Origin of the sequence: Pseudomonas sp. TWI929 (assembly GCF_039673335.1) — a bacterium.
Lineage (GTDB): Bacteria > Pseudomonadota > Gammaproteobacteria > Pseudomonadales > Pseudomonadaceae > Aquipseudomonas.
The window spans coordinates 1-20,771 of sequence record NZ_JBDJLK010000044.1 but is presented as its reverse complement, the minus strand read 5'-3'; the positions used below and the strand labels follow the sequence as shown (position 1 = coordinate 20,771).

Annotated in this window: 18 protein-coding genes; 13 read left to right on the top strand and 5 right to left on the bottom strand. The window is 64.3% G+C overall.

Translation table 11 applies throughout. The features are described from left to right. Positions 1–162: 162 nt before the first annotated feature. Complete coding sequence (locus ABE456_RS17935) at positions 163–1,398, bottom strand: aromatic ring-hydroxylating dioxygenase subunit alpha (protein ID WP_346645098.1); 1,236 nt, start codon at positions 1,396–1,398, stop codon at positions 163–165. Between the two features lie 168 nt (positions 1,399–1,566). Then, positions 1,567–2,490, bottom strand: a complete 924-nt coding sequence (locus ABE456_RS17930) for a LysR family transcriptional regulator (RefSeq protein WP_346645097.1) — start codon at positions 2,488–2,490, stop codon at positions 1,567–1,569. Positions 2,491–2,819: 329 nt separating this feature from the next. Between ABE456_RS17930 and ABE456_RS17925 the strand changes: the two genes are divergently transcribed. Further along, positions 2,820–3,833, top strand: coding sequence for a GlxA family transcriptional regulator (locus ABE456_RS17925; protein WP_346645096.1), 1,014 nt, complete (start codon positions 2,820–2,822; stop codon positions 3,831–3,833). Between the two features lie 163 nt (positions 3,834–3,996). Further along, positions 3,997–5,325, top strand: a complete 1,329-nt coding sequence (locus ABE456_RS17920) for an MFS transporter (RefSeq protein WP_346645095.1) — start codon at positions 3,997–3,999, stop codon at positions 5,323–5,325. 87 nt (positions 5,326–5,412) lie between these two features. Here ABE456_RS17920 and glcC read toward each other — a convergent pair whose 3' ends face one another. Next, a complete protein-coding gene (glcC, locus tag ABE456_RS17915; RefSeq protein WP_346645094.1) occupies positions 5,413–6,177 on the bottom strand; it encodes a transcriptional regulator GlcC in 765 nt (254 codons plus the stop codon). A gap of 196 nt (positions 6,178–6,373) precedes the next feature. Here glcC and glcD point away from each other — a divergent pair, with 196 nt between their 5' ends. The 7 genes from glcD (at position 6,374) to ABE456_RS17880 (ending at position 14,914) form a co-directional block, all read left to right on the top strand. Beyond that, positions 6,374–7,873: a glycolate oxidase subunit GlcD gene (glcD, locus tag ABE456_RS17910; protein WP_346645093.1), complete on the top strand. Its 1,500-nt coding sequence runs from the start codon at positions 6,374–6,376 to the stop codon at positions 7,871–7,873. After that, positions 7,873–8,925: a glycolate oxidase subunit GlcE gene (gene glcE, locus ABE456_RS17905; RefSeq protein ID WP_346645092.1), complete on the top strand. Its 1,053-nt coding sequence runs from the start codon at positions 7,873–7,875 to the stop codon at positions 8,923–8,925. The genes glcD and glcE overlap by 1 nt, the downstream gene beginning before the upstream one ends. 9 nt (positions 8,926–8,934) lie before the next feature. Next, positions 8,935–10,170 carry a glycolate oxidase subunit GlcF gene (gene glcF, locus ABE456_RS17900; RefSeq protein ID WP_346645091.1) on the top strand — a complete coding sequence of 412 codons (1,236 nt, stop codon included), beginning with the start codon at positions 8,935–8,937 and terminating at the stop codon, positions 10,168–10,170. Beyond that, on the top strand, positions 10,163–10,561 hold the full coding sequence (locus ABE456_RS17895) for a heme-binding protein (protein ID WP_346645090.1): 399 nt from the start codon (positions 10,163–10,165) through the stop codon (positions 10,559–10,561). The genes glcF and ABE456_RS17895 overlap by 8 nt, the downstream gene beginning before the upstream one ends. 152 nt (positions 10,562–10,713) lie before the next feature. Then, a complete protein-coding gene (locus tag ABE456_RS17890; protein ID WP_346645089.1) occupies positions 10,714–12,885 on the top strand; it encodes a malate synthase G in 2,172 nt (723 codons plus the stop codon). Positions 12,886–13,048: 163 nt separating this feature from the next. Beyond that, positions 13,049–13,387, top strand: coding sequence for a hypothetical protein (locus ABE456_RS17885; RefSeq protein ID WP_346645088.1), 339 nt, complete (start codon positions 13,049–13,051; stop codon positions 13,385–13,387). Positions 13,388–13,480: 93 nt separating this feature from the next. Beyond that, a complete protein-coding gene (locus ABE456_RS17880; RefSeq protein WP_346645087.1) occupies positions 13,481–14,914 on the top strand; it encodes a PLP-dependent aminotransferase family protein in 1,434 nt (477 codons plus the stop codon). On the opposite strand, the gene ABE456_RS17875 is transcribed toward ABE456_RS17880, so the two are convergent. Beyond that, entirely contained in the window at positions 14,907–16,103 is a 1,197-nt protein-coding gene (locus tag ABE456_RS17875) for a CynX/NimT family MFS transporter (protein WP_346645086.1), read from the bottom strand. The genes ABE456_RS17880 and ABE456_RS17875 overlap by 8 nt on opposite strands. Before the next feature lie 201 nt (positions 16,104–16,304). Here ABE456_RS17875 and ABE456_RS17870 point away from each other — a divergent pair, with 201 nt between their 5' ends. Beyond that, positions 16,305–16,742 (top strand): carboxymuconolactone decarboxylase family protein, encoded by a 438-nt coding sequence (locus tag ABE456_RS17870; protein WP_346645085.1) that lies wholly within the window; start codon positions 16,305–16,307, stop codon positions 16,740–16,742. A 131-nt stretch (positions 16,743–16,873) separates the two neighbouring features. On the opposite strand, the gene ABE456_RS17865 is transcribed toward ABE456_RS17870, so the two are convergent. Further along, positions 16,874–17,884, bottom strand: a complete 1,011-nt coding sequence (locus ABE456_RS17865; protein ID WP_346645084.1) for an AraC family transcriptional regulator ligand-binding domain-containing protein — start codon at positions 17,882–17,884, stop codon at positions 16,874–16,876. Between the two features lie 168 nt (positions 17,885–18,052). On the opposite strand from ABE456_RS17865, the gene ABE456_RS17860 reads away from it, so the two are divergent. The 3 genes from ABE456_RS17860 to ABE456_RS17850 are packed head-to-tail and all read left to right on the top strand — an operon-like array spanning position 18,053 to position 20,693. Then, on the top strand, positions 18,053–19,237 hold the full coding sequence (locus ABE456_RS17860) for an acetyl-CoA C-acyltransferase family protein (RefSeq protein ID WP_346645083.1): 1,185 nt from the start codon (positions 18,053–18,055) through the stop codon (positions 19,235–19,237). A gap of 13 nt (positions 19,238–19,250) precedes the next feature. Next, entirely contained in the window at positions 19,251–20,099 is an 849-nt protein-coding gene (locus tag ABE456_RS17855; RefSeq protein WP_346645082.1) for a 3-hydroxybutyryl-CoA dehydrogenase, read from the top strand. Positions 20,100–20,111: 12 nt separating this feature from the next. Further along, the gene (locus ABE456_RS17850) at positions 20,112–20,693 is read left to right on the top strand and encodes a TetR/AcrR family transcriptional regulator (protein WP_346645081.1); all 582 of its coding nucleotides are present in this window, start codon (positions 20,112–20,114) and stop codon (positions 20,691–20,693) included. Positions 20,694–20,771: the final 78 nt, after the last annotated feature.

Below are 20,771 nucleotides of genomic sequence, written 5' to 3'. Positions count from 1 at the left end.
AGCCTGCGCAGGCTGCAATTTTTCAGTGATAGGCCCCACAGGTACTGCGCACGCTTCGGGCTCACGCTGTACCTGTAGGAGCGGCTTTAGCCGCGAACACCGGCATCGCCGGTGCCATCAACCGCGTCGCCTGCATCGCGGGCAAGCCCGCTCCTGCAAGTATCAACCCACCGATTTCAACGGCACACGCCCACTCAAGCGCTCAAGCATGGTCGCACAGTACCAGTCGTCGAACTGGCACACCCCGTTCTCGGCATTTTCCGAGAATGGCCCCGGCTCATAGCTGGGCGACGACACCCCCGCATGCGTACCTTCCACCAGGCGGCGGTCCTGGTCGTTGGTGGCCAGCCATACCTTGGTCAACCGATCAAGGTCGTAGTCGACCCCTTCCACCGCCGACTCCGGCACCAGCCACTTGGTAGTCACCAGCGTTTCCCCCGGCCCGATCGGCAGTACGCGGAAGCTCAGTGCGTGGTCGCCCAAGAAGTGGTTCCAGGTAGACGGATAGTTGAAGTACAGCAACGCACCAATATCCGCCTCACCACTGGTATCCAGCCGCCCATTGACCGCAGGCTTACCGTCCATGGTGTAGCTGACGGCGCCAGCCGAAAGCGGGATACGTGTCATGCGGAAGCGCCCCAGCGGGTCCATGACCAGGCGGCTGGGCATGCCCGCTGTCTCGCAGCGGGTCCAGTGAGCAACCAGCTCGGGGTCATCATCGCCCCCCACACCGGCCACCGACAGGTTTTCAACGAATGAGTTGAGCAGCTCCGGGTGGGTGCCGTCGCAGTGGTAGCACTCGCGGTTGTTTTCGAACACCAGCTTCCAGTTGCCCTTTTCCACCAGGTTGGACTCGAAGGCAACCTTGCAGTTTTCCAGGCCGTGCGGGGCGATGAACGGGCTGACCGCTGCGCGGAAGCTGCCGAAGTCTGGCGCCTGCTGCGCCACGCACACGTAGATGTAGGTGTGGACGATTTCCACATGCACCGGCTTGAGGTTGTACTGTGATTTGTCGAAGTCCGCGCCCATGTTGCCGGCATAAATCAGGTTGCCGTCCAGTTCGAATGTCCACTTGTGGTACGGGCACACCAGCTTGGCCACTTTGCCAGTGGCGTGTTCACACACTTTGGCGCCGCGGTGACGGCAAGCATTGTGGAAGGCGCGCACTTCGCCATCCTTGCCACGGACAACGGCTACCGGGTAGTCGCCAATCTGCAGGGTGAAATACTGGCCTGCCTTGGGAATTTCGAATGTATGGCCGGCGAAGACCCAGTCCTTGTGCCAGATCTGTTCAAGGTCCTGGCGGTAAACTTCCGGGTCCAGATACAATTCACGGGGCAATACATGCCGAGGCTTGCGTTGATTGATCAGGCCAATGACGGATTCATTACTATTCATTATTATCCTCCAGCCACACGGTGTTCACGACGACCGTTGACAGTTACTGAACCATTATTCTTTTAACTACCCACTTGCAGTTGGCCGGCAAGTTAAGCCACAGCCTTGTCTGTTTCAAACGACATTTTCAACGCACAACCCATAATGCAACGTTATGTTTTGACGCCTTCACACTTTCCACCACGAAAACTTGGAAAGCACCCAGTCCCGCACCCGGCCACAGGCGTCGTCATCGGTATTTTCCTTGCAAGCCAGGTAGTGCAGGCTGTTGCGCAAGGTCACTTGCTCGCGCACCGGCCTGATCAGCCGGCCCTGCTCGACCAGGCCGGCCACCAGCTGGTTCCAGCCCAGTGCAACGCCCTGGTTGGCCAGCACCATGTTGATGATCAGGTTGTAGTCGTTGGCGTGGAACAGTGGCGGGCAGTCGGCGCCCCGCTCATCGATGTCCACGTTGTGGAATGCCAGCCACACACTCCAGTCCACATGTTCAGCCACGCCAGCCCGGCCATACGGGCTCAGGTCCAGCAGCGCGCTTTTGCGCAGGCCTTCCAGCGTGCCGATCTCCGGGTGGCGCCTGAGGTACTCCGGGGAGCACACCGGGTAAATCACGTCATGGCACAGCGGGTAGAGCGTGTAGGCCTCCCCGACATTGGCGAACTTGGAAATGATCACATCCGGCTCCACGCCTGGCTCCCGCGTCAGAAAGTTCTGCGTGGTGATCAGGTTGAGTTCGATATCCGGGTTGTTGGCCCGAAACTCATTGATGTGATGCGACAGCCAGAACGCCGAAAATGCCGGAGAACAGCAAATCGTCAGCAGGTGTTTTTCCTGCGGTGTATGGCGTATCCGTTCCGCCGCTTGGGCAATGTTGACGAACGATAACTGAGACGCCTCGAAAAACACCGAACCGGCCGGTGTAAGTTCAACCGCACGGCCCACGCGCTCGAACAACTGGGCGCTCAGGTAAGTTTCCAGTTCGCGGATCTGCCGGCTGATCGCCGCCTGCGAAACACACAAGGCCTCCGCAGCCCGGGTAAAACTCTGGTACTTGGCCGCCGCCACAAATGCTTTAACCGCGCGCAACGAGGGCATGCGAAGTAACAAAGTATCAGGATCAACTTGGCGCTGCGACATCCTGGTAGGTGCTCCTCGTTCTGCGTACCCGTCCATTGAATCGTACACAGCGGTAAAAAAAACACATCAGCACTTAAATTACTTTACGCATAACCTTGAGTTATGCGAGCACTCGCGCACCCCATGGATAACACTGGGTTATCAAAAAAACCGTGTAAATGTCGTTGGACTTTATCCATGCCGCACACTTACATTAGGCGCCGACCTGTATGCCAAAGCCTCCCGCTCGGAATGGCTTTCACACTCTATAGTCAGCCGAGCCTCAGGCATCGGCATCTGGGTGACCCATGACAATAACTACAAGAGCATTCAGCCACACCTTCAAAGAGCGCAACTTCGGTTTCATGGCGCAGCCCGTTGCGCGGGCCAAACCTTCACGGGTCGGTTTCCTGTTGCTGGAAAACTTCTCCTTGCCCAGTTTCACCCAGGCCCTGGATGTATTGGTCACCGCCAACCTGATCGCTCCCGGCTCGATCAGGGTGCATACCTTCAGCCACAACCACAACGAAGTGATGAGCGACCTGGCCATCCCCATCCGCCCGGACACGCCGCTGACCGACGTACGCCTGTGCGACCTGGACATCATGGTGGTCTGCGGCGGCTTGCGTGCCGCCCGCACGGTACCTGCCTGGTTGATCGCCCTGCTGAAACGCCTGGCCAAGTTCCCCGTGGTGCTGGGTGGGTTGTGGAACGGCGCCTGGTACCTGGGCAGCGCCGGCCTGCTCGATGGTTACCGCTGTGCCATCCACCCAGAGCAGCGCATTGCCCTGGCTGAGCGAGTGCCGCACGCCTTGGTTACCCACGATGCCCTGGTGTTCGACAGGGACCGGCTGACCGCCGCTTCGCCAGCGGGGGCCTTCGAAATGATGCTGCAGTGGCTAAACATCGGCTGCAACCAAACGCTGGCCGATGCCGTGCTCGACACGCTGGACCATGATCAAAGCAAGTTCCGCAGTGTTCAAAAACCCCTGCAACCCAAGGTCAGCCGCCCCCTGCGCGAAATCATCAAGCTTATGGAAGCCAACCTTGAAGAGCCACTGGAACCCGGGCAATTGGCCCAGGCCGTCGGTTTGTCCGTGCGCCAGGTTCAGCGGATGTTCAAGGACCAACTCGATACCACCCCGCAGAAATACTACTTCCAGTTGCGCATTACCGAAGCGCGGCGCCTGATCCAAAACTCCAACGCGTCGATCTTCGAGGTTTCCATCGCCTGCGGCTTTGTGTCGTGCACCCACTTCAGCAGGTCCTACAGTGCGTTCTTCGGCCACCCACCTTCCAAAGAAGTGCGCTACGAAATCTGAAATACAAGGAGCACCAAAGGAAGGTTTCTGAACACGCCGTCGCCGGCACGGACAATAAAAATAATCGTATAGCCATCGATCACTGATTTTCGAGATGGCTTCACGGCCCCGTTTTGGGGGTCGCGCTGCCCCTTTTGCTCGAATATCATATCGGGAGACAACTATGACACGTCCTAATATCTCAGTCGAAGATGTACCGCTAAACAACTTCCACAAACTTCTCACGCTGCGCTCCGGCGGCGGTTCGTTCGTTGATGGCTATGTACTGAGCATCATCGGCGTTGCCCTGGCGCATATCAGCACGGCGTTGTCACTGAACAGCTTCTGGGAAGGCCTGATCGCCGCCTCGGCCCTGATCGGCATTTTCTTTGGCGGTTTCCTCGGCGGCTGGCTGACCGACCGCCTTGGCCGCAAGCGTTTATTCTTCGTCGGGCCCACCTTGTTCATCGTAGCGTCGCTGGGGCAGTTCTGGGCCGACTCGGCCCTGGCCATCTTCCTGCTGCGGCTGGTGATCGGTATTGCGGTGGGCATCGAATACCCGGTTGCCACTTCGCTGCTGGTCGAATTCATGCCCAGAAAGTACCGCGGCCCTCGCCTGGCCATGCTCACCATCCTCTGGTTTGCCGGTGCCGCAGCTGCCTATATTGTTGGCGAACTGCTGCTGCGCACGGGTGCAGAGGACGCCTGGCGCCTGGTGCTGGCCAGCTCCGCGACCATTGGCCTGGCCCTTTTCGTGGTACGTATCGGTACACCAGAATCGCCACGCTGGCTGCTCAGCAAAGGCCGCAGCACCGAAGCAGAACGGGTGATCAAGGCTGTGTACGGCAATGACTTCTCGCTGCGCAACCTGCCCGAACAAAGCGCCAGCCACACGGTGAACATCTGGAGCCTGCTGTATGCCGGTTATGGCAAGCGCATGCTGTTTGTCATTGTGTTCTGGACCTGCTGCATCATCCCGCTGTTCTCGGTCTACGCGTTTGCGCCCAAGGTGCTGTCGGCCCTGAACGTGAAAGGTGACAGTGCCTCGATCGGCTCGGTACTGATCACCCTGTTCTTCGTGGTCGGCTGCATGGTCGCTACCCGGCTGATCAACGTCATCGGCCGGCGCAACCTGTTGCTGTACAGCTTCCTGGTATCGGGCCTGGCCCTACTGTGCCTCGGCGCGTTCCACAGCAGCGCGGGCATCTGGATCCTGGTGTTCTTCGCCCTCTATGCGTTGTTCATTGGTGGTGCACAGGTGCTCACGCTGGTGTACCCGAACGAAATCTTCCCCACCGAAATCCGCGCCTTCGCGGTCGGCATGGGTACGTCCATCTCGCGCATCGGCGCCGCGGTGGGTACTTACCTGGTGCCGATGTCCCTCGATGTGCTGGGTATCGCACAGACCATGTACGTGGCCGCTGCCATCACCTTCTTCGGCCTGCTGCTGTCCTGGGCCCTGGCCCCGGAAACCCGCTCGCTGAACCTGCAGCAGGCAGCCGCCCTCGGCTAAGGCGGTAGTGTGGCGCTTGATGCGTGCCAGGGAAGGCAAGCATCATGGCGCCGGCTTGGCCGGCGATAGGGCCAGCGCAGCCCAACCTCAACCCCAGCCATCCATGCGCATGGTCGCCCGCACCAAACGCTGCTCCTCTTGTTCTATCTCGCGCAAGCTGTCGCGTATCCCGTTGATATGCTCCCGCGCTGCGCGCTGCGCCTGCTCGGGCAACTGCTCCATCACCGCGTGATACAACCGCGCATGCTGGCGGTCGATCTGGCGCTTCTGCGCTGGCCGGCAATACAGGTTGTTGACCGAAGCAAACACCGTGCTCAAGGTCAGGTCGCTAAGCGATTGCAAGGTATGCACCAGCACCGGGTTGTGCGACGCCTCGCTGATCGCCCGGTGGAAGGCGTGGTCGCGGCGGGCATGCTCGCGGGGATCGAGCGCTTCCTGGGCGGCGTGCGCGGCAAGCATCTCTTCATAGCGCCGGCGGATCAGCAATCGGTCGACATCGGTAGCACGCAACGCCGCCAGGCGCGCCGACTCTGCCTCCAGCAACGCCCGCACCTCCAGCAGGTCGAACAGCGTGCGCGGCTGCGAGCTGAACAAGTGCATCAACGGCGTGGCGCCCGCCTGCCCCGTCAGGTCGGCAACAAACGACCCGCGCCCCTGCTCGGTGTCGATGATGCCCCGCCCACGCAGAATACGCAGGCCCTCACGCAAGGCCGAGCGCGAGCAGCCAAGCTTTTCTACCAGCCGCCGCTCCGATGGCAGGGCCTGGCCCACCTTGAGCACGCCTTCGACGATCAGCCGCTCGACCCGTTCGGCCACCTGGTCGGCGACCTTGGCCTTGCCTTCAGCACCCACTACGCACCCTCCTGCTGGTAGGACCACTTCGAACACCTTGGTCTAATCTAGCCAGTTGAAGCCGCCAATGACCAGTGCCTGCAACGCAAACTGGTAGGACCAGTACTGCCAGCAGTCGACCTCGGCCGTTGGCACGCGCAGGCTGCAACGGTGATCGCTTCGCCAACAATTACAAGAACCGCTGCCGAGTGAGCCCATGAATATCCTGTACGACGAACGCGTCGATGGCGCGCTGCCCGCTGTTGACCAAGCGGCACTGCTGCAGGCGCTGCGTGCTGCCCTGCCGGACTTGGAGGTGCTGCACCGCGAGGAAGACCTCAAGCCCTATGAATGCGACGGCCTCTCCGCCTACCGCACGGTGCCACTGCTGGTGGTGCTGCCCGAGCGCCTGGAGCAGGTGCAGGCCCTGCTCAAGCTGTGTCACCAACGGGGCGTGCCGGTAGTGGCACGCGGCGCCGGCACCGGCCTGTCCGGTGGTGCCCTGCCGCTGGCCAAGGGCATCCTGCTGGTGATGGCACGCTTCAACCGCATCCTTGAAGTCAACCCGCAGGGCCGCTTCGCCCGTGTGCAGCCCGGGGTGCGCAACCTGGCCATTTCCCAGGCTGCCGCGCCCCATGGCCTGTACTACGCGCCAGACCCCTCCTCGCAAATCGCCTGCTCCATCGGCGGCAACGTGGCCGAAAACGCCGGTGGCGTGCATTGCCTCAAGTACGGCCTGACCGTGCACAACCTGCTCAAGGTGGAAATCCTCACGGTCGAGGGCGAATGCCTGACCCTGGGCAGCGACGCGCTGGACAGCCCCGGTTTCGACTTGCTGGCATTGTTCACCGGCTCCGAAGGCATGCTCGGCATCGTCACCGAAGTCACCGTCAAGTTGCTGCCCAAGCCCCAGGTGGCGCGGGTGCTGCTGGCCAGTTTCGACAGCGTCGAAGACGCCGGCCGGGCGGTGGCTGAAATCATCGCCGCCGGGATCATCCCTGGCGGCCTGGAGATGATGGACAACCTGGCGATCCGCGCCGCCGAAGACTTCATCCACGCCGGTTACCCGGTGGACGCGGCGGCCATCCTGCTGTGCGAACTGGATGGCGTGGAGGCCGATGTGCACGACGACTGCGAACGGGTCGCCACCGTACTGGCACAAGCCGGGGCACGCGAGGTGCGGCTGGCCTGCGACGAGGCCGAGCGTGTGCGCTTCTGGGCCGGGCGCAAGAACGCCTTCCCGGCGGTGGGGCGCATTTCCCCGGACTACTACTGCATGGACGGCACCATCCCCCGCCGCGAACTGCCGCGGGTGCTCAAGGGTATCAGCGACCTGTCCACGGAATACGGCCTGCGCGTGGCCAACGTGTTCCACGCCGGCGACGGCAACATGCACCCGCTGATCCTGTTCGATGCCAACCTGCCCGGTGAACTTGAGCGCGCCGAGGCCATCGGCGGCAAGATCCTTGAACTGTGCGTGGCGGTGGGCGGCAGCATCACCGGCGAGCACGGCGTGGGGCGCGAGAAAATCAACCAGATGTGCGCACAGTTCAACAGCGACGAAATCACCCTGTTCCACGCGGTCAAGGCCGCCTTCGACCCGCAGGGCCTGCTCAACCCCGGCAAGAACATCCCCACCCTGCACCGCTGCGCCGAGTTCGGCGCCATGCATGTGCACCATGGGCAACTGCCCTTCCCCGAGCTGGAGCGCTTCTGATGAGCATGGACCGCGATAACAGCCAGGCCCTGCTGGAGCAGGTCAACCAGGCGCTGAACCAGGCCAGGCCACTGCGCATTCAGGGCGGTAACAGCAAGGCCATGCTCGGCAACCCCGGAGCCGGCGAGGTGCTCGACACCCGCAGCCACCGTGGCATCGTCAGCTACGACCCGACCGAACTGGTGCTCACCGCCCGCGCCGGCACACCGCTGCGCGAGATCGAGGCGGCCCTGCACGAGGCTGGCCAGATGCTGCCCTGCGAACCCCCGCACCTGGGCCCCGATGCCACCTTGGGCGGCATGGTCGCGGCCGGCCTGTCTGGCCCTCGGCGGCCGTGGGCGGGGTCGGTGCGTGACTACGTGCTCGGTACGCGGGTGATCACCGGCCACGGCAAGCTGCTGCGCTTTGGTGGCGAAGTGATGAAGAACGTGGCCGGTTACGACGTATCGCGGCTGATGGCGGGCAGCTTCGGCTGCCTGGGGCTGCTGACCGAAGTTTCGCTGAAAGTACTGCCACGGCCGCGCCAGTGCCTGAGCCTGCGCCTGCCGATGGGCCGCCACGAGGCGCTGGCCGAGCTGGCCGCATGGGGCCAGCAGCCACTACCGATCAGCGCCGCCTGCCATGACGGCGATGCCCTGTACCTGCGCCTGGAAGGCGGTGAAGGCTCGGTGCAGTCGGCGCGTCAGCGCCTGGGCGGCGATGCACTCGACAGCCGCTTCTGGAGCGACCTGCGCGAACAACGCCTGGCGTTCTTTGCCGCCCCCGCACCGCTGTGGCGCTTGTCCGTGCCCAACGCCACCGGCGAGCTGCACCTGCCTGGCCAGCAGTTGATCGACTGGGGTGGTGCCCAACGTTGGCTCAAGACCACGGCAACCGCACAGGCCATACGTGACCAGGTCGCCAAAGTGGGCGGCCACGCCACCTGCTATGCCCCCGGAGCGGCCAGCAGCCCGCCGCTGCCCGCGGCGCTGATGCGCTACCACCGTGCCCTCAAGCAGCAACTCGACCCCCAGGGGGTGTTCAACCCTGGCCGCCTGTACCCAGACCTGTGAGGCCAGACCATGCAAACCAACCTGAGCGAAACATCCCGACGCCTGGCCCGCGCCGACGAGGCCGAAAGCATTCTGCGTTCCTGTGTGCACTGTGGCTTCTGCACTGCCACCTGCCCCACCTACCAGTTGCTGGGCGATGAACTGGACGGCCCTCGCGGGCGCATCTACCTGATCAAGCAGATGCTCGAAGGGGCGCCAATCACCGCCAGCACCCAACTGCACCTGGACCGCTGCCTGACCTGCCGCAACTGCGAAACCACCTGCCCTTCCGGGGTGAAGTACCACGACCTGCTGGACATCGGCCGCGCCGTGGTCGAACAGCAGGTGCCGCGCCCGCTCGGCCAGCGCCTGTTGCGCCAGGGCCTGCGGGCGGTGGTGCCGCGCCCGGCGCTGTTCAAGGCCCTGACCCGCAGCGGCCAGGCACTGCGCCCGTTGCTGCCGGCCACGCTCAAGCGCAAGCTGCCGGTGCGGGTCACCGACCCCGGTCAACGCCCCGCGCCGCGCCATGTGCGCCGGGTGCTGATGCTGGAAGGCTGCGTGCAGCCGGCATTGTCGCCCAACACCAATGCCGCCGCCGCGCGCCTGCTCGACCGCCTCGGCATCAGCGTTCAACCGATCCAGCAGGCCGGCTGCTGTGGCGCGGTGGACTACCACCTCAACGCTCAAGAGCAGGGCCTGCAACGTGCGCGGCGCAATATCGATGCCTGGTGGCCGGCCATCGAAGCCGGTGCCGAGGCCATCGTGCAAACCGCCAGTGGCTGCGGCGCGTTCGTGCGCGACTACGGCCACCTGCTGGAAAAGGACCCGCGCTACGCCGCCAAGGCCGCCCGGGTCAGCGCCCTGTCCCGTGACCTGGTGGAGGTGCTGCGCGACGAGCCGGTCGAGCAATTGGGCCTGTGCGCCGAACAGCGCCTGGCCTTCCATTGCCCATGCACCCTGCAACACGCGCTGAAGCTGGGCGGCGCGGTGGAGGCGTTACTGACGCGCCTGGGCTTTACTCTCACCCCGGTGCCGGACGGCCACCTGTGCTGCGGCTCGGCCGGCACCTATTCGCTGACCCAGCCCGAACTGTCGCTGCAACTGCGCGACAACCGCCTCAACGCGCTGGAAAGCGGCAAACCACAAGTCATTGCCACTGCCAACATCGGCTGCCAGGCCCACCTTGACGGGGCTGGGCGCACGCCAGTGCGGCACTGGATCGAAATCGTCGAAACAGCCTTGAACCCGGAGAATCGCCATGCATAGCAAGTCCGTGATCGGCCAGGCCGAAGTCGCCCGTGTGCTGACCGCCGCCCGCCAGGAAGCCTTGACCCAGCAATGGAACGTGACCATCGCCGTGGTCGACGACGGTGGCCACCCACTGGCCCTGGAGCGCCTGGACGGCTGCGCGCCAGCCAGTGCCTACATCGCGATGGAGAAGGCCCGTACCGCAGCGCTGGGGCGCAAGGAAACGCGGGATTACGAGGAGATGGTCAATGGCGGGCGTACCGCCTTCGTCACCGCACCGCTGCTGACCAGCCTGGAAGGTGGCGTGCCGCTGCGGGTGGATGGCCAGGTGGTGGGTGCCATTGGCGTGTCCGGGGTCAAGTCCGAGCAGGATGCCCAGGTGGCCAAGGCTGGGGCTGCGGCCCTCTGAGTCCTGCACTGGCCTCTTCGCGGGTGAACCCGCTCCCACAGGTACCCCACCGCCCTGGAGTTCTGTGGTGTCCCTGTGGGAGCGGGTTCACCCGCGAAGAGGCCGGTACAAGCAACAGATTTCCAGAAGACTGAACATCGAGCGAATAGACAATGCCAAACCACCAGCTTCAGGTCGCCCCCACCCTCCAGCGCTTCATCGAAGACGAAGTGCTCCCCGGCACCGGCATCCAGGCCGCCAGCTTCTGGCAAGGCTTCAGCACCCTGGTCCACGACCTCGCCCCGCAAAACCGCGCCCTGCTCGCCGAACGCGAGCGCCTGCAAGCCGAACTGGACAACTGGCACCGCCAGCACCCCGGCCCGATCAGCGACATGGCCGCCTACCAGCAGTACCTGCAAGGCATCGGCTACCTCGTCGACGCCCCGCAAAACGTGCAAGTCAGCACCCGTAACGTCGACCGCGAAATCGCCGTGCAAGCCGGCCCGCAACTGGTCGTGCCGCTGAGCAATGCTCGCTACGCCCTCAATGCCGCCAACGCTCGCTGGGGTTCGTTGTACGACGCGCTGTACGGCACCGATGCCATCGCCGAAACCGCTGGCGCCGAACGCGGCCAAGGCTACAACCCGGTACGCGGCGGCAAAGTGATCGCCTATGCCCGGCAGTTTCTCGACGCCGCAGCGCCCCTGGACGGTGCTTCACACAGCGATGCCAAGGCCTATGCAATCAACCAGGGCACGCTACGGGTAACGCTGGCCGATGGCCGCCAGGTCGGCTTGCAGAACCCCGCACAACTCAGTGGCTATCAAGGTGAACCGAACACCCCGACAGCGATCCTGCTGCAACATCACCAACTGCATTTCGAAATCCAGGTCGACCCGGCCAACGCGATCGGCCAGCAGGACCTCGCCGGGGTCAAGGACATCCTCCTGGAAGCTGCGCTGACCACCATCATCGACTGCGAAGACTCGGTGGCCGCCGTGGATGCCGACGACAAGGTCAACGTCTACCGCAACTGGCTGGGGCTGATGAAGGGTGACCTTAGCGAACAGGTCAGCAAAGGTGGCAAAACCTTCAGCCGTACCCTGGCCACCGACCGCCACTACCACGGCGCAGACGGCCAGCCTCTGACCCTGCCGGGCCGCTCGTTGCTGTTTATCCGCAACGTCGGCCACCTGATGACCAACCCCGCCATCCATGACCGCGATGGCCGGGAAATCCCGGAAGGCATCCTCGATGCCGTGGTCACCAGCCTGATTGGCCTGCATGACCTCAAGCGCCGCGGCAACTCCCGCGAGGGCAGCCTGTACATCGTCAAGCCGAAGATGCATGGGCCGGCCGAAGTGGCTTTTGCCGAGCAGCTGTTCAGCCGCGTCGAGGCCCTGCTGGGCCTGCCTGCGCATACCTTGAAAATGGGCATCATGGACGAAGAGCGACGCACCAGCGTCAACCTCAAGGCTTGTATCGCCAGTGCGGCGTCACGGGTGGTGTTCATCAACACCGGTTTCCTCGACCGTACCGGTGACGAGATGCACAGCGCCATGGAAGCCGGCGCCATGCTGCGCAAAGGTGACATGAAGGGCAGCGCCTGGATCCACGCCTACGAGCGCAGCAACGTGCTGGTGGGGCTGGCCTGCGGGTTGCGCGGCAAAGCGCAGATCGGCAAGGGCATGTGGGCCATGCCTGACCTGATGGCAGCCATGCTCGAACAGAAAGTTGCCCAGCCCCAGGCCGGCGCCAACACCGCCTGGGTGCCCTCGCCCACCGCCGCGACGCTGCATGCGCTGCACTACCACCAGGTGGATGTAGCAGCTGTGCAGCAGGCACTGGAACAGGTTGACCTGAATAGCCAACGCAGTGCGTTGCTGCACGACCTGCTCAGCGTGCCGGTCAGCCCTGAGCGGCCCTGGAGCGCCGCCGACATCCAGGCCGAACTGGACAACAACTGCCAAGGCATCCTCGGCTACGTGGTGCGCTGGGTCGAGCAAGGGGTCGGCTGCTCCAAGGTGCCGGACATTCACGATGTGGGCCTGATGGAAGACCGTGCAACCTTGCGGATTTCGGCGCAGCACATTGCCAACTGGCTGCACCATGGGGTGGTCGATGCCGAGCAGGTCGAGGCGACCTTGCAGCGCATGGCCGGCGTGGTCGACCAGCAGAATGCCGGGGACCCGGCGTACCGGCCGATGGCGGCCGGCTTCGAGGCATCGCATGCCTTGCGCGCCGCCCGCGAGCTGGTGTTCAAGGGGCGGGAACAGCCGAGCGGCTATACCGAGCCGTTGCTGCATGGCTGGCGCTTGCGCTTCAAGCAGGAGGTGCAACGCTAGCTCAGGCTGGGTGCATGCCTCCAACCAGACTCTCGCCTGATAGATTGGCCCCATCAGAGGAGAACCAGAAATCTCCTACAAGGCACTCAGATGCGTCCTACTTGTTGCCTCAGCCCGGAGAAAACAAGATCTGCACTGGATGACAATCCAGGGGAAACTCCGCATGCACCCGTACGCTCGCTCCATCGCCGAACTGCGCAGCAGCCTGCGCGAAATGCTGGCCCATGACATGAACAACCCTGATGAAGACCCGCATTTGTCGGGGGTGATGTTTTTCTGCGCTACCGATGAACGCACCCGGCAGCTGATTGAACGTATCGAGTTGTTGGCCAGCGAGGTGTTTTTCGACCCGAACGGGCGGGCCATTTCGGAACACATGAAAGCTGCGGCGGTAGAGGGCGTGCGCATCAAGCGCAACCGTAAGGCGCCGGTGGACGAGACAGTGATACGCATAGCGCTGGCGGACAAAGGCTACATCACGGTGAGTACGGCACGGTTCTGATCGCCGACTGCCTGGTTTGGGGCTGCTTTGCAGCCCCATGCCCTTGCCCGGCCAATCCGCTATCCTGAACACTCCCCCGCTCCGGACCGCCCCATGGAACTGCACATTCGCCTGGAGGGCCGCAAAGGCCTGGCCGACCAGCTTTACCAGCAACTGCGCGCCGGTATCGACAGCGGCCACCTGGCCGCCGGCACCCAGTTGCCACCAACCCGCCTGCTGGCCGAGCAACTGGGCGTGTCACGCAAGACCGTGGCCGAAGCCTATTCGCGGCTAACCTACGACAACCTGCTCAGTGGCGTGGTCGGCCGTGGCACCTTCATCACCCCGCGCCAGCCGCTACGCAGCAGCGAATCAGCCACCATCCCCCTGGCCGGCGCCGCGTCCCTTGAGCGCTGGCAGCAGCGCGCCACCGTACTCGGCCAACGCCAGCTGCAGGCGCCATCGCGTTATGACTTCGTCGGTGGTGCTTCGAGCAAGGCGCAGTTCCCGTTCGACCAGTGGCGCAGCTGCCTGAACTACGCCCTGCGCCGCAGCCAACGCCACCCCGAGCGGCAGTTCCCGGCCCAGGGCCTGCCGGAACTGCGCGAGGCCATTGCTCACCACATCGCCTATGCCCGCGGCGTGCACTGCAGCGCAGCCGACCTGCTGGTGTGCAACGGCGCCCAGCAGGCGCTGGACCTGATCGCCCGGGTGCTGGTCGAGCCAGGTTGCCAGGTGGCCATGGAAGACCCCGGCTACCCGCCGGCACGGCAACTGTTCCTGGCCCTGGGCGCCCGCCTGCAATCCGTGCCGGTGGATGATGAAGGCCTGTGCGTGGAGCAGATCGCCGAAGGCACCCGGCTGATCTACGTAACGCCCTCGCACCAGTTCCCGCTGGGCATGCCGATGAGCGAACCACGCCGGCACGCACTGCTGGCAAGGGCCGCCGAGCTGGGTGCGTTGATTATCGAAGACGATTACGACTGCGAGTTCCGCTACCACGGGCCGGCCTCGGACGCCTTGCAGCGCCTCGACCGGCATGGCCTGGTGGCTTATGTGGGGACCTTTTCCAAAACCCTGCTACCTGAGCTACGCCTGGGGTATGCCGTGCTGCCGCCTGCCGTGCTCCAGGCCGCCTGCGTGGCCAAGCACTTGAGTGACTGGCACAGCCCGACCCTGCTGCAGTGGGCGCTGGCGCGTTTCCTTGGCGAGGGCCACCTGAACAAGCATATCCGCCGTTGCCACGAGGTCTACAGCGCCCGCCGCGAGCGCATCCTGGCACGCCTGGGCGGCGACCTGGCGCCGTGGTTCAGCGCCATCCCCGCCAGCGCCGGCTTTCACCTCAGCGCCTTGGCCAAGCCTGGGGTCGATGTGGAGTTGTTGGCCAACCTCGCACGCAAGGTGGAGGTTGGCCTGTACTCGCTGGCGCCGTTCTTCAGCGAAGCGCCGGTGCGCCCAGGGCTGTTGCTGGGCTTTGGCGCCATCGAACTGCTGGACATCGACCCGGCACTGGACCGGGTGCGCGATACCCTGCAGCGCCTCAGCTGACCGCTGCAGCCTTGCCTGCCGCCGCCGGACGGGCGATGGCTGCGGCATAGCCACGTGGATTGAAGCAAGTAGTCACCAGCAACATTGCCAGCACGGTCACGGTCAGCAGCGCCCACGACGCCTGGAAATCGCCACTCACATCGCGCAACCAGCCGGTGATGTACGGCACGATGCCGGTAATGATGAAGCCGATGCCCTGTACGAACGCCGCCAAGCTGCCAGCCTCGGCGGGCGTCTTCAGGTGTTCCAGGGTCAGCGTCAGGCTCTGGCTGAAGCAGGCGCCCAGGCCAAAACCGATCATCGCTACCCACAGCCCCGAAGCCAGCGTGGGCGCCAGCAGCAGGCCGAGGAAGCCCCCCAGCTGGATCGCCAGCGCCAGCCACAGGCCTGGGCGACGGTCTGCCCAGCGTCGCAGCAACAGCGGCAGGCCCAGCGCACCGGCCACCTGGAAGATGGTCATCAGGCCCACCAGGTCGGCACCGCCCTGGGCGCTGCCGCCGTGCTCGATGTGATACGCCGGCAACCACGCCACCATGCTGGTGTAGCCGCCATTGATCAGGCCGAAGTACAGGGCCAGCAACCAGGCCCGACGCGTGCCGAACCAGTGCCCGCCCGTGGCGCCGGCCAGCTTTGGCGCTTCTTGCCGTGGCCGCAACACGGCCCAGGCCAGTACCGCCAGCACTGCCGGGATCGCCCACAGGCCCAGGCCGGCCTGCCAGTGGCCAAAGTAGCCGCTGATATGTGGCCCGAGCACTGCCGCCAGGCCACCGCCACTCATCAGCGCCGCAGAATACAGGCCCATCGCCCCGGCCAGGCGCGCGGGGAACCAGCGGTTGACCAGCCCCGGCATCATGCCCTGCACCACCGCCACGCCCAGGCCGGCGAGCACCGCACTGGCAATCAGCGCCCAGGCGCTATCCAGCTGCAGGCGCCACAGGCAGGCCAGGGCGATGGCGGCCAGGCCACCGAGCATGCCGCCATGTTCGCTGATCCAGCGCCGCAGCCACGGTTGCAGCAGCGGTACCAGGCCCATGCACAGTACCGGCAGCGCGGTCAGCAAGGCCGCTTGCTGGTAACCCAGGCCGGTACTGGCGCGCATGGGTTCGAGTAACGGGCCGATACTGGTCAGGATCGGCCGCAGGTTCAGCGCCAGCAGGATCACCAGCAACAGGTTCAGTGCAGCTCTCATTGTGAATCAGTTCTCTTGAAGCAAGACCTGGCCATTATCCCGGCTTGGCCGGCGTGGCAGAAATGAAGAGATTGGATGCCTGTCAGTGGCCACCTGAATGGTCGATTGGCCTCCCGCTTAAGTGCGCGATTGGCTATCGGGGTGGCCAATAGGCGGCGCTACAGTAGCGCCATCCCCACCCCACACCCTTTGGAGACAGCCATGCACAACCGTATCGAATGGGCCAAGCACGCCCCGGAGGCCTACAAGGCCATGGTCGGTCTGGAACAGGCCCTGGCCAAGAGCGGCCTGGAAAACTCGCTGCTGGAGCTGATACGCCTGCGGGCCTCGCAGATCAATGGCTGCGCCTACTGCGTCAACCTGCATGCCAACGATGCGCGCAAGGCCGGCGAGACCGAGGCACGCCTGCAGACCTTGTGCGCCTGGCAGGAAACCGCCTACTTCACCCCGCGCGAGCGTGCTGCGCTGGCCTGGGTGGAGAGCCTGACCCGCTTGCCTGAACAGGGCGCGCCGCAGAGTCAATACGAAGCCCTGCAGGAGCACTTCGAGCCGGCCGAGGTGGCCAACCTGACCTTGGCGATTGCCACCATCAATGCCTGGAACCGGTTCGGGGTCGGGTTTGCCATGGTGCCGGCCTGAACATTGATTGCTAGCCTGTGCCGGCCTCTTCGCGGGTAAACCCGCTCCCACAGGTACAGCACAGGTTTCAGATTTTGTGCGTTTCCTGTGGGAGCGGGTTTACCCGCGAAGAGGCCGGAACAGGCAATACATCAACGCCCGGCCAACCGCGCCCGATAACTCCCCGGGCTCTGCCCGGTCCATTTCTTGAACGCCCGATGAAATGCGCTGGGCTCCTGGAACCCTGCCTGTTCGGCAATTTCGGCAATGCTCAACTCGCCTTCGCGCAAGCGCTCGAAGGCCATCGCCCGGCGCACCTCATCCTTGATCTGCTGGTATGAACGCCCTTCCCGCTCCAACTGCCGGCGGAAGGTACTGGCGCTGACCCCCTGCTGCTGTGCCAACGCCGCCAGCGTCGGCCACTGCCCATAGCAGCGCGCACGCAAATGCCGGTACACCTCGGCCACCAGCCCGTTCTGGTTGCGAAAGCGGATCACCAACCCCTGCGGTGCGCTGCGCAGGAAGGTTTTCAGGGCCGCCAGGTCCTGCACCACCGGCAAGCGCAGGTAAGCACTGTCGAATTCCACCTCGGTGCGCCCACTGCCCAGGCGCAGGTCCGGGCCCCACAACAGCAGGTCGTCCTCCTGGGCCGGGCGCGACACCGCCAGCTCAGTGCGGTCGATGGCGATGCGCCGCCCGGCCAACCAGCACAGCATGCCGATCATCAGCACCAGGTAGGTTTCCTCGGCGTACACCCGGGTCAGCGGGTCGGCAATACTCGACTGCACGCTGATCAACGCCCGCCCGCCACGCACCGTCAGGCTGCCGCGCAGGTCCCGCAGGAACAGGCCGAAACCGCCCATACACTGGCGCAGGGCCTTTTCCAGGTTCGGCTCCAGGATCAGGCCCCGGCAGATCAGGGCAAAACTGCCCAGCGGCATGCCATGGCTGTCGAGGCGGAAGAACTCGTCATCCAGGCGCTGGATCAACGCCAGCCACAGCTGGGCAAAAGCCTTGGCCGGCACCCGCGCCTGGGGTTGCTCGAGCAACTGCGGGTCGATGCCCACCGCACGCAGCTGTGCATCGCGTTCGGCCGGGCAATCGCGCAGGGCGTGGAGCATGGCATTGAGAAAGTACACGGCGACCGAATCGCTATCGCGCATGGCGGTTTTCGCTGTCTATGCTGAGTGGCAAAAAGTGCCAGGTTGTTTGAGCAGTTCCGGCATAGGCTGTAACAGAGCCTTTGCCTAGACTCGATCCCACTCCGGGACCGCCGGCCATTCTCGCAGAGCCAGGCCCGGTCCCGCCATGCCTTCGCAATCGGAGCCTCTATGAGCAGCGCAGAAATTTACGTCGTCAGTGCCGTCCGTTCAGCCATTGGTGGCTTTGGCGGTTCCCTCAAGGACCTGCCGCTGGCCGACCTGGCCAGCGCCGTAACCCGTGCCGCCATCGAGCGTTCGGGCGTGGCCGCCGAGCACGTCGGCCACCTGGTGATGGGCACGGTGATCCCGACTGAAGCGCGTGACGCCTATCTGGCCCGGGTGGCAGCGATGAACGCCGGCATTCCCAAGGAAACCCCGGCGTTCAACGTCAACCGCCTGTGCGGTTCGGGCCTGCAGGCCATCGTCTCGGCGGCCCAGGGCCTGCTGCTGGGCGACACCGACGTGGCCGTGGCGGCCGGCGCCGAATCCATGAGCCGTGGCCCGTACCTGCTGCCACAGGCGCGCTGGGGCGCACGCATGGGTGACCTGCAAGGTATCGACTACACCGTCGGCGTGCTGCACGACCCGTTCCAGCACTTCCACATGGGCATCACCGCCGAGAACGTGGCGGCCAAACACGGCATTACCCGCGAAATGCAGGACGAACTGGCCCTGACCAGCCAGCGCCGCGCCGCCCGCGCCATCGCCGAAGGCCGTTTCGCCAGCCAGATCGTTCCAGTGGAGCTGAAAACCCGCAAAGGCAGCGTGCAATTCAGCGTCGATGAACATGTACGTGGCGACGTGACTGCCGAGCAGCTGGCCGGCATGAAACCTGTGTTCAAGAAAGACGGCAGCGTCACCGCCGGCAACGCCAGCGGCATCAACGATGGCGCGGCTGGCTTGGTGCTGGCCACCGGTGACGCTGTGCGCCGCCTGGGCCTGAAGCCGCTGGCACGCCTGGTAGGTTACGCGCATGCCGGGGTAGAACCTGAACTGATGGGCCTGGGGCCGATCCCGGCCACCCGCAAGGTACTGGAAAAGACCGGCCTGAACGTGCATGACCTGGACGTGATCGAGTCCAACGAAGCCTTCGCCGCCCAGGCCTGCGCCGTGGCCCGCGAGCTGGGCTTCGACCCGGAAAAGGTCAACCCCAATGGCTCGGGCATTTCCCTGGGCCACCCGGTGGGCGCCACCGGCGCGATCATCGCCACCAAGGCCATCCATGAACTGCAGCGCATCCAGGGCCGCTACGCCCTGGCCACCATGTGCATTGGCGGCGGCCAAGGCATCGCCGTGATCTTCGAGCGCGTCTGAGGGAACCTGACACATGAGCATTGAACAGATTGCCGTGATCGGCGCCGGTACCATGGGCAACGGCATTGCCCAAGTGTGCGCGGTGGCCGGCTACCCGGTGCTGCTGGTGGATGTTTCCGACGCAGCGCTGGAGCGCGGCGTGGCCACCTTGAGCAAGAACCTCGAGCGCCAGGTCAGCAAGGGCACCCTCGACGCCGACAAGGCCGCAGCGGCGAAAACGCGCATCCGCACCAGCACCGACTACGCCCAGCTCCGCGGCGCGCAGTTGGTAATCGAGGCTGCCACCGAAAACCTGCAGCTCAAGCAGCACATCCTGCAACAAGTGGCAGCCAACGTCGCCGCCGACTGCCTGATCGCCACCAACACTTCGTCGCTGTCGGTTACCCAGTTGGCCGCCAGCATCGAGCACCCCGAGCGCTTCATTGGCGTGCACTTCTTCAACCCGGTGCCGATGATGGCGCTGGTCGAGATCATTCGCGGCCTGCAGACCAGCGACAACACCTACGCCCAGGCGCTGGTGGTGACCGAAAAAGTTGGCAAGACCCCGATCACCGCCGGCAACCGCCCAGGCTTCGTGGTCAACCGCATCCTGGTGCCGATGATCAACGAAGCGATCTTCGTGCGCCAGGAAGGCCTGGCCAGTGCCGAGGACATCGATACCGGCATGCGCCTTGGCTGCAACCAGCCAATCGGCCCGCTGGCCCTGGCCGACCTGATCGGCCTGGACACCCTGCTGGCGATCATGGAGGCCTTCCATGAAGGCTTCAGCGACAGCAAGTACCGCCCCGCCCCACTGCTCAAGGAAATGGTCGCGGCCGGTTGGCTGGGGCGCAAGAGCGGTCGCGGTTTCTTTACCTACTGAGGAGCAAGCACCATGCCCCCGGTCAATGCCGCGATGCGCTGTGCCAACTTTGAAGAGCGACGTGACCGGGCCATGGCGCTGTTTGCCGAAAAGGGCTTTGGCCAGGTCAGCATGCGTGAGCTGGCGGCCCATGTGGGGCTGACCGCCGGCTCGCTATACCATCATTTCCCCAGCAAGCAAGACCTGCTGTACGACCTGATCGAGGAACTGTACGAAGAATTGCAGGCCACTTTGGACCAGGGCCGCAGAGCCATGGCTCGGGGGACTTCGGCGTTGAGCTGCCTGATTGCCGCGCACTGGCAGTTGCATGCAGAGCGGCCGTTGCAGTTTCGCTTGGCAGAGCGGGATTTCTGTTGCCTGAGCGACGATCAGCAGGGGCGCCTGGCCCAGCTGCGTGCGCGTTACGAGGCGGGGCTGCTGAGGCTGATTGCGCCGCAGGCGAAGTTGCAGGGGCAAGCCCTGGTGGCCACGGCGCATGTGGTGGCGACCTTGCTTAACCAGCTGCCGGGGATGTTGCAGGCGCTGCCCGAGACACAGGGGGTGGGGTTGATGGAGAGCCTGTTGGTGGGTGGGTTGGAGCGGACACTGGGTTAACCTGTCAGGGCCTCTTCGCGGGTGAACCCGCTCCCACAGGTTCTGCACCGCCTTCGAAACCGGTGCAATACCTGTGGG